Genomic DNA, 6,389 nt, shown 5'->3' on the forward strand with positions numbered 1-6,389 from the left:
TGTCTGCTGTTTTATGTCCTACTCGTGCATCGGTGTCTGTTGAATAATTTAGATGTTCTTGCGTATCTTCTACAGCTTCTTTTAACACGTTCAATTTTTCCTTTACAGCTGGTAGATGAGCGATTTGTGGTTTATTTTCAATAATGGCAATCAATCTTTCACAGTAAGTTAATTCATCTTTTACTTCGTTAGAAGTATTCTTCTTTGGAAATTTTTCTTTCATGGATTTATCAAATTGATACACTGCTTTGCGGGTATGTCTTGATTTTTCTTGTAAAAATTCTTTCGGTGATTTTTGGTTATAACGTGCTTTGGTATGTGTTGCGTCCACAATGATTGTTTTACTTTTGATAATGTTCTTTTCGAGTGCGATTTCAACTGTTTTTCCAATGAGCATATCTAATAAACTTACGTCTTGAAGACGAAGTCTGCGGAATTTTGTGAGTGAGCTTGAATCAATCACGTCATCTTCTGGCGTCATTCCTAAAAAATACTTGAAAAACATGTCATATTTTGAACGTTCGACAAGGTCTACATCAGATACATTAAAAATGGCTTTTAACAATAAGTACTTAAACATTCGAATCAGAGGAATCGCATTTCTTCCATTGTCTAAACAATATTTTGTTTTCAATTCTTCTAAAATGAATGAGAAATCCACTAGTTCGTTAATTTGACGAAGCATATTATCTTTTGGCACGACAATATCGTAAATGGCCATATATGGACTTAAGTTGAAAGTCTCTTGGTTTGAAATCATTGAGAACACCACCTGCATTTAGTCTCTCAATTATAAATTAAAAAGGCGAGGTATTCGACGATTGAATCGTCGAATACCTCGCTAAGTGGAACCAATTGAAGTTTTTCAGTGCCCTCGTATTTTACTGGACTCATGTCAGCCAGTTTTTGTTTAATACGTTCATTGTTATAGTAGTCGATATATCGTTCGATTTTCTTCTTCAATTCTTCATATGAGAATAATATCTCACCGTAAAACATCTCTTGTTTGAGTATGCCAAAGAAGTTTTCCATCGCCGCATTGTCTGCACACGTCGCTTTGCGAGACATGCTTTGGAAAATTTTATTTTGCCGTAATGTTTTCACCCATGAATTATGTTGATAATGCCAGCCTTGATCCGAATGAATCGTTGTACGATATGTAGCTTGGTTCTGAATGATTGGCAGAACTTGGTATAGCGATTCTAATACGAAATCCAATGTTGGGCGTTTAGACATACTAAACCCAATAATTTCGCCATTATAGAGATCCATAATTGGACTTAAATAAAGTTTTTCATCTTCTGTACACTTGAATTCTGTTACGTCTGTCACCAGTTTTTGTAAAGTGTTTGGCGTATTGAAACGGCGGTTTAATCGATTATTTGCGACTTTGCCCACCTTGCCCTTGTACGGTTTATAACGAGATTTACGAACGAATTTACACACTTTAAGTCCAATTCCTTCATGATTCGCTGTACTTTTTTGTGATTGATGACGTATCCGTATTCCCTGGATGAAGAGAAATCCTGCCCAAAAATCATTTGTAGTGCTGGTCGGGGAGGCTGATGCCATTCCACCCATAAATAAAGCCAATGGAGTTGCGATTACATTCAATCCCAAACTAATCATAACAAATGATAATTTTTTACTTTTAATCTTCGGTAATCCAGCCGACCAAAATAAAATTGGGAAATTTCAATATTTTATAGCTTCAGTAAGCCTTTTTGTAAAGATAATGCGTAATACAAACAAAACCAGCAAAACACCTTTTCGGTGTCGTACTGGTTTTATTGGAATCCTTCTTGAATTGTAGCTAGTTCAACGTGATTGCAAATTCCGAATTCGGCGCTCCAGCAAATACAACCGTTCCGTTCTTCGGTAGTTTTACTTTGTTATTGCCACTCACAACAGTAAAATTGACACATACACCATTCTCATCATACACCGCGAACGAACTCTTCGATGGCAACGCCACAGTCATCGTTTTCCCGGTTACCGCTTGTGGGATCGTAAACCATCTCGCATGCCCATTTGCTTGTAGCGTAACTTTGGACGATTGGCCTATATCAAGTGGCTTTATGTTGGATCCACTTACGTATAACAATCCGGACATCTCCATATATTCATTACCGCCTTCTGTATAGAAACGAGATTCCGTCGTATCTCGGCCTGTCATCACAGGGATCTGGAGCTGATGCGCAGCCGTGTTTGGGCCTGTAATTTTTCTACCGTCCCAATAACCCTCTAAACCCTCATTGCGATTAATTTGTGTTGTAAGCATCATTGGTAGGAAATATTGAGCAGAACTATATTTCTCGTTTATGAGATAGAACTTAACGCCTTCCCGCTTCGCCCATGCGGCAGCGGTTTCCTTCGATAGCACATTGTCTTCTAGTTTCTCGGCTAAATATTGAGTAGCCGCTGCTTCCCCTAAACCTGGCAACGATATAAATGTGCTCTCCTTCAAATATGTTCGTCTATTCTTCTCTGTAACGAAGTTGAGCTTGGAGGTACCTGTCTCATTAATAAAGCTTCCATTCGCAGTATATACATATTTTTCTTCTGGATTAGATGGTAAGATCAGTTCTCCATTCTTCGTAATTTCTATTTTGAAATGGCTGAAACTATTGCCGTAAAAACCCGCTTTCTTTTCTACTTCTTGAGGCATTTTGGCTTTGACCGGCTTGCCAAAGGATTTGTTCGGCTTGATATCCTTAATTGTGCCCTTCTCTTTAAGGGCTGCGAGCAGTAATTCAGTCGCCATCAGTTGATTTGTAGAGCTGCTACCGCCTGATGACAACACAGCCACTGCCATCTTCTGTTCAGGAAGGACTACCAGTGAAGCATGTTGCAGTCCCGTGTCGCCGCCTTTAGCCAAGCCCTTTATCCCATATTCACTAAATGGATATAGTTTCACACTATCCCAGCCAAGACCATAGTTGAAGGTATTATCTCCATCCCCTGGCCACATTCCTTTTTTATATTCCTCTTGCTCCATCGCCTTGACTGCCTTATCAGAGAGGATTACTTTTCCCTGTCTCATAAATATTTGTGAGAATCGCACCATATCTTCTGCTGTGGAAGAGATCCCTCCCGTACCAATCACATTCACCAATTCAGTAGGAAGCTGCCCTTGGTACGTTGGAAAATAAAGTCCAGCCCGTTTATCGTTTTCCCATTTGTCCTGCGGAGTTTTCGTATGATTTAGCTTTAAGGGTTCTGTAAACCGTTGATGTATAAATTCGGTAAAGCTCATACCGCTTACTTTTTCCACCATTATCTCAGCCAGCGTAAAGCCGTCGTTGCAGTATACCGAGAACGCGCCAGGGTCCGCCTTCAAGCTCTGGTTGGACAATTGTCGCAACAAGTTATCATGGGCATAGGTATCATTATCTTTGAATAAAAATGAATTACCATACTCAGTACCTTGCAAGCCGGAGGAATGGTTCAACAGCATACGCGGCGTAATACGTTTATACCGTTCATCCTTCATCTTGAAATCAGGAACATAGTGGACGACAGGACCATCCAAATCAACTTTTCCTTCGTCTACTAATTTCATCACAGCCGCCGCTGCATACATTTTACTGACTGAACCAATCCCGTATAGGGTATCTTTGGTCAGTGGTTGTTTCCCATTCATATCGTTCTTACCTGTCTGACCCGACAAAATAAGTTTGTCATTATCAATTAGCGCATACTGCACGCTAGTCGTTTCATACGACTTCGTGAGTAGCGCAGCCTTCTCTGCCGCAATCTTCTTCAGTTCTTGGCTAGCAACTTCTTGGTTAGCTACTACAACCGTATTCTGACTGCTAGAAAACGCCATCGCCCCTGTTGGTAGGCTCATCGTTAACGCTAATGTAGCAGCTAACACCCCAGATAGTTTATTTTTCATAAAAGAATTGCCTCCTTAGATAAGTAATCGATTTCATTGCTTATTTCGAACAAAGGTGCCCCTTGTAGTCCTTGTTTAGCAGTATACATAAGCAAAAGTCAGCAGATTTTTTTTAATATATAACTCATTTAATACCTCCTTTTATCTTATACTTTAATTGTACGAATCTATCTTCTCTTTTTTCTTACTCATTTCTTACAAATTTATTAATTGTAAAAAAGATCGTCTCTTACGGCCTTTGAGGGAATCATTCACTATTTATGCAGCTGGAGAAGGAAGAAGGAATTATATGATGTAATGCTACAGCCCAATCAAGTTCGTTGAATTTCATCTCTCCAAATTTTTAAAAAACTCATGTTGCCTTTTAGTCTTCCAAGCATTTAATCTAGTCACATTTCGAACTTCCACTGCGTCTTCTGGAGAGTTCAAAGAGGGATTCTAGTAGGTGTTGACCCATCAAGAGGAATTTTTATGCGGTCAGGCATTAGAATCGTTTTCATTCCCTTCTTCTTTATTGCAGCTATTTTCGTAATAGGAATTGGAATACGTATATTCTAAGAATGAACACTTGAACAGATGAATATATAGATACCAAAATAATAGAAGTACATCGTTATGTCCAAAATTCCCACGTAAAAATGTCTGCTTTACCCCATAAGCAGACATTTTTTATATTAATTTTACTTTGTTTGAGATATGTAAATCTTTATTTTCTAAATGACTGTTTGAAATGGTTTCATTTGAAGCAGCTCCTTAAGGTCTCAATAAATAATCTATCCACAGCTCTGCTTACAACATCGTAAAAATGAGCTATTCAACTATAGAACCACACTACAATGAATAATAAATTTATATCACACCGAAATTGAATACACTTTATTTTACATAACAGTACTTTAAATCTTCCTTTCCAAAGATCCCAAATTTGTGTCTTAGTCTAAGCCACTTCATTGATTGAACATAGCCTATACTATATTAATTGAATGGAGTTAAAAAATGGTAAATCCATTACGCTTTCCAATGCGTTTTAATGAAGGGCGTCGATTTTCCCCAGGTATGAGCCCGTTTTTCCCAGTTGGGAGACCATTTTCCCCTGGTATGGGTCCGTTTTGAATTAGGATTGAAAATGCTTTTGTAGATGTTAACAACCTTACGAGGCTAGAAAGTATTCCTATTATCTAAACATAAAAGGCATAGTTCTTATAGTTTTTATTAGATTTTTATAATTCACTACCAATCTTAAAACATAGAAAAAAAGACTAGCTAGGCTAAATTAGCTTGGCTAGTCTTCTTCAATTATGAAGCTATTGGATTGGCAACGCGCGCAAGTTTAGTTTCAATCCTTTTATAATCTAAGTCTATTAATTTACAGGTAGCTGTTGCAATTTAACCATAATAAATCTCCTCAATTTTATTTCAAATAATCTTTTGACTTATACTATATAAAAGTCAAACAAAACTAACTCACTTACACCTTTGTATACCAGGGATTGTAAGGATATTAGAAGTATATTTATTATTGCTTGACCAACCTTATCCATATAACAAAATGGCGATTTTCCCCATTAATCATCACATCTTCTTTAAAATATTTTAGTAGTTTTATGTAAAATACCTTACTACTATCTTACTTTAAACAATCTAAAATATCACTTACTAAAATCTATGTACCAGGAGTGTAATACGTGTCATTCGATAAAGCTTATTATCATCCCATTCATCAGGGGACAATTCTTTGATTGTATGGAAAAATGCACAAAAAATCGCTATGTACCTATTGGAACATAGCGATTTTCGTACGTGGGGAATATTTCATCAGCTATTAGTAGTGTAGTTTTTTCTCAAGTAAATGTTTCTCCATTGGGGGAGTTTATATGAACCTCTATGAAGAGGATGTTTAGAAAGCTCAAGTACAAATATTACTGTATTTTATTTAAGTTTGTTTTTTCTACTTCTTATTCTGATCTGTATCAAATTGGCTTATTGCTCCCGAGCGGACCTATTCGTGCTAGTTAAATAGTTTATACCTTCCCTTTAAATACCGCTGGTTTGCTTACTGAACTACTCACTTTATTTTTATCTCTTAATTCCAAGAGCTTCATCAAGTTGTTTTATTGCTTCCTCTATCGTTAATGTACCTGCCTCTACTTGGTTAAAAATTTCTTGTACTTTTTCTTTAGAAATCTCATCTAAGTTAGATGGTTTACTTACTGGTTTTTTATCTCCCTTCATTCCAAGAGCTTCATCAAGTTGTTTTGTTGCTTCTTCTTTCGTTAATGTACCTGTCTCTGCTTGGTTGAAAACTACTTGTACTTTTTCTTTAGAAATCTCATCTAAGTTAGTTGGTTTGCTTACTGTTTTTTTATCTCCCTTTATTCCAAGAGCTTCATCAAGTTGTGTTATTGTTTCTTCTTTCGTTAATATACCCGCTTCTGCTTGGTTGAAAATTTCTTGTACTTTTTCTTTTGAAATCTCATCTAAGTTCGCCGGT

General features: G+C 37.0%; 4 protein-coding genes and 1 pseudogene. All 5 read right to left on the reverse strand.

The genetic code is table 11. The features are described from left to right. A partial coding sequence (locus tag AC3WSK_RS16925) for a transposase (RefSeq protein WP_492535074.1) occupies nucleotides 1-760 on the reverse strand: 760 nt, incomplete at its 3' end. 26 nt (nucleotides 761-786) lie between these two features. Further along, complete coding sequence (locus AC3WSK_RS16930; RefSeq protein ID WP_492535075.1) at nucleotides 787-1,446, reverse strand: IS3 family transposase; 660 nt, start codon at nucleotides 1,444-1,446, stop codon at nucleotides 787-789. Further along, nucleotides 1,371-1,541 (reverse strand): helix-turn-helix domain-containing protein, encoded by a 171-nt coding sequence (locus AC3WSK_RS16935; RefSeq protein ID WP_492414830.1) that lies wholly within the window; start codon nucleotides 1,539-1,541, stop codon nucleotides 1,371-1,373. Before AC3WSK_RS16935 ends, AC3WSK_RS16930 begins: the two co-directional genes overlap by 76 nt. Nucleotides 1,542-1,813: 272 nt before the next feature. Further along, nucleotides 1,814-3,898, reverse strand: coding sequence for a serine hydrolase domain-containing protein (locus AC3WSK_RS16940; RefSeq protein ID WP_492414797.1), 2,085 nt, complete (start codon nucleotides 3,896-3,898; stop codon nucleotides 1,814-1,816). Between the two features lie 2,076 nt (nucleotides 3,899-5,974). Further along, nucleotides 5,975-6,389, reverse strand: a pseudogene (locus AC3WSK_RS16945) (hypothetical protein); the annotation flags it as partial.

The organism is Lysinibacillus sp. EB271-A1-10B, assembly GCF_058791335.1.